Genomic DNA, 2,935 nt, shown 5'->3' with positions numbered 1-2,935 from the left:
TTCCGGGCTCTGTCCCGACGCGCCGTGGTCTGAAGAGCGGAAAATGTCTGCGATCGAAGCCGGCGCTCGCGCGCCGGAAAATCTTTGGCGTCAGGAAATCAGGGCGACGCTGGCGCTTGCCTGGCCGATGGTGCTGACCAATCTCGGCCAAACCGCCATGACCGCGACCGACGTCATGATGATGGGCCGGCTGGGGCCGGACACGCTGGCAGCCGGCGCGCTCGGCGCCAACCTCTATTTCATGCCGCTGATCTTCGGTCTCGGCCTGATGCTGGCGACCTCGCCGATGATGGCGACCGAGCTCGGTCGCCGCCGCCATTCGGTGCGCGACCTGCGCCGCACCGTGCGCCAGGGCCTGTGGCTGGCGATCCTGATCTCGATCCCGATCTGGGTCTTCCTCTGGCACGGCGAGAGCGTGCTTCTGGCCATGGGCCAGGAGCCCAGGCTGGCGCATCAGGCCGGCATCTATCTGCGCTGGCTGGAATGGGCGGTGCTGCCCTTCTACGGCTATATCGTGCTGCGTTCCTTCATCTCGGCGCTGGAGCGGCCGGGCTGGGCGCTGGTCATCGTCTTCGTCGCCGTCGCCTGCAACGCCTTCTTCAACTGGGTGTTCATGTTCGGCAATCTCGGCGTCGCGGCGATGGGCATTTCCGGCTCTGGCCTCGCCACTTCGCTGTCCAGCACGCTGATGTTCGCCGGTTTGGCGGCGGTGGTGATGCTCGAGCAGAAATTCCGCCGCTACCACCTGTTCGGCCGCTTCTGGCGCTCCGACTGGCCGCGCTTCAAGGGTCTGCTCGGGCTCGGCCTGCCGATCGCCGGCATCCTCGCTTTCGAGGTGACGATCTTCAACGCCGCGGCCCTGCTGATGGGTCTGATCGATGCGGACTCACTGGCCGCGCACGCCATCGCGATCCAGATCGCCTCGATCTCCTTCATGGTGCCGCTCGGCCTCAACCAGGCCGTCACGGTGCGCGTCGGCCTGGCTCATGGCGCCGGCAATCCGGAAGGCGTCTCCCGCGCCGGTTGGACGGCCTTTGTCATCGGCGTTTCCTTCATGGCGCTGATGGGGCTGGTGATGATCCTGTGGCCGCACCTCCTGATCAGCGCCTTCATCGATCTGACCGATCCGGCCAATGCCAGGGTGATCGCGCTTGCCGTCTCCTTCCTGGTCTTCGCCGCGCTATTCCAGATCTTCGACGGCGCGCAGGCGGTGACGGCCGGCATGCTGCGCGGCCTGCACGACACCAAGGTGCCGATGATCTATGCCGCGATCGGATATTGGGGCGTCGGCCTGCCGCTTGGCGTGCTGCTCGCCTTCGATTTCGGCTTCAACGGCGTCGGCATCTGGATCGGCCTGTCGTCTGGACTGGCGGTGGTGGCCGCACTTCTGCTGGCGCGCTGGCTGCGGCGCGACCGCATCACGCCGGCGCTGTCCTACGGGCATTGAGGAACGGCCACCGGGATCGATGGCCGTTGCGTTTCACGGGTATTCAGTTGCCGTCGGAAGACATGGCGCCGAGCAGCCTGCGGATGTCGCCGAACCTGGCGATCGAGCCGAACACCAGCGACGCCACCGCGACGAAGAACACGGACACCGCGGCCATCGTTGGCGTGTAGCCGTAGCGCAGCGCGTTGAAGATCTTGATCGGCAATGTCTCGGTGGTGAAGCCGATCGTCATGTAGGCAACGATATACTCGTTGAGCGACAGCACGAAGGCGAAGGCGTAGCCGGAGACGAGATAGGGCAGGATCAGCGGCAGCACCACCGTCTTCAGCACCTTGCGGTCGTCGGCGCCCATCGTCGCCGCCGCCTCGACCAGCGAGCGGTCGATCGAGGCGAAGCCCAGTGACAGCGTCACCAGCGGCAGCGTCACGAAGAAGATCGCGTGGCTGATGATGGCGGTGAAGAACTGGCCGAAAAGCCCGACCGTCGCCCAGAAGCTCAAGAAGCCGAGCGCCGTGATGACCGGCGGCAGGATGAAGGGCGCCAGCCCCAACACCTGGAAGATGTTCGCCCATGGCGCGATGCGCCGCCACAGGAACCAGGCAAGCGGCAGCGCGATGGCCACCGCGATCGCCGCCGAGCAGACGGCGAGCGTCACCGAATGGATCAGCGCCAGCCGCCATTCCGGATCGGTGAAGATCTGCGCGTACCAGGCAGCCGAGAAGCCGACCGGCGGGAAGGTCAGTTCCTGGCGCGAATTGACCGAGACACCGGCAACGACGATGAGGGGCGCCGCCAGGAACAGCGCGATGACGGTGAAGTAGAGACGGCGAAGCCAGGTTGCGGTCATAGCGCGTTCTCCCTGCGTCCGACGAGCAGCGTCATGCCGACAAGCGCCAGCGAGATCAGTACCAGGAACACCGCCATCGCCGCCGCGAAGGGCATGTTGGACTGGTAGATCGCCTGGTCGGTGATCAGCACCGAAAGCGTCCAGTGTTGCGGCCGCCCGAGGATCTGCGGCAACAGATAGGAGCCGAGCGCGAAGACGAAGACCATGATCAGCGTCGCCACGATGGTGTTGCGGAGCGCCGGCGCGACGACGTTGAAGAAGGCCTTGACCGGCGAGGCGCCGAGCGTGCGCGCCGCCTCCAGCAGGGTCGGGTCGAGCCGGACGAGCGCTGGATAGAGCACCAGGATCGTGTAGGGCAGCGCCTGGTAGACCATGCCGGTCAGCACCGCGCCGAAAGTCGGCAGCAGCGCCACCGGCTTGTCCATCAGCCCGATCGCCACGAACAGGTTGGTGATGCCCGCCGTGCGCGAGAACAGCGTCGACCAGGCAAAGCCGATGATGACTTCCGACAGCGACAGCACTGACAGCAGGCCGACCAGCCACAGCGTCTGGACGCGGCGCGGCCGCCTGGTTAGGAGGTAGGTGAAAGGGAAGCCAATCGCCACGCAGCAGACGGCGACCAGCACCGCCAGCATCAGCGA

General features: G+C 65.9%; 3 protein-coding genes. 1 reads left to right on the top strand and 2 read right to left on the bottom strand.

The window, feature by feature from the left end:
- The first annotated feature begins 43 nt into the window (after positions 1 to 43).
- Complete coding sequence (locus EN742_RS30265; RefSeq protein ID WP_128333625.1) at positions 44 to 1,447, top strand: MATE family efflux transporter; 1,404 nt, start codon at positions 44 to 46, stop codon at positions 1,445 to 1,447.
- Positions 1,448 to 1,490: 43 nt separating this feature from the next.
- On the opposite strand, the gene EN742_RS30260 is transcribed toward EN742_RS30265, so the two are convergent.
- Together EN742_RS30260 and EN742_RS30255 are read right to left on the bottom strand one after the other, a co-directional pair.
- Complete coding sequence (locus EN742_RS30260; RefSeq protein WP_126057026.1) at positions 1,491 to 2,294, bottom strand: ABC transporter permease; 804 nt, start codon at positions 2,292 to 2,294, stop codon at positions 1,491 to 1,493.
- The coding region (locus tag EN742_RS30255; RefSeq protein WP_148670363.1) for an ABC transporter permease at positions 2,291 to 2,935 on the bottom strand (645 nt) is incomplete at its 5' end. The genes EN742_RS30255 and EN742_RS30260, both read right to left, overlap by 4 nt.

The sequence above is a fragment of the Mesorhizobium sp. M4A.F.Ca.ET.020.02.1.1 genome (assembly GCF_004022645.1).
Lineage (GTDB): Bacteria > Pseudomonadota > Alphaproteobacteria > Rhizobiales > Rhizobiaceae > Mesorhizobium.
This window is presented reverse-complemented; position numbering and strand designations above follow the sequence as displayed.

What these genes read in the sequence shown, in the direction of transcription:
- EN742_RS30265 (WP_128333625.1), top strand. Translation starts at nt 44, where the DNA reads ATGTCTGCGATCGAAGCCGGCGCTCGCGCGCCGGAAAATCTTTGGCGT.
- EN742_RS30260 (WP_126057026.1), bottom strand. Translation starts at nt 2,294, where the DNA reads ATGACCGCAACCTGGCTTCGCCGTCTCTACTTCACCGTCATCGCGCTG.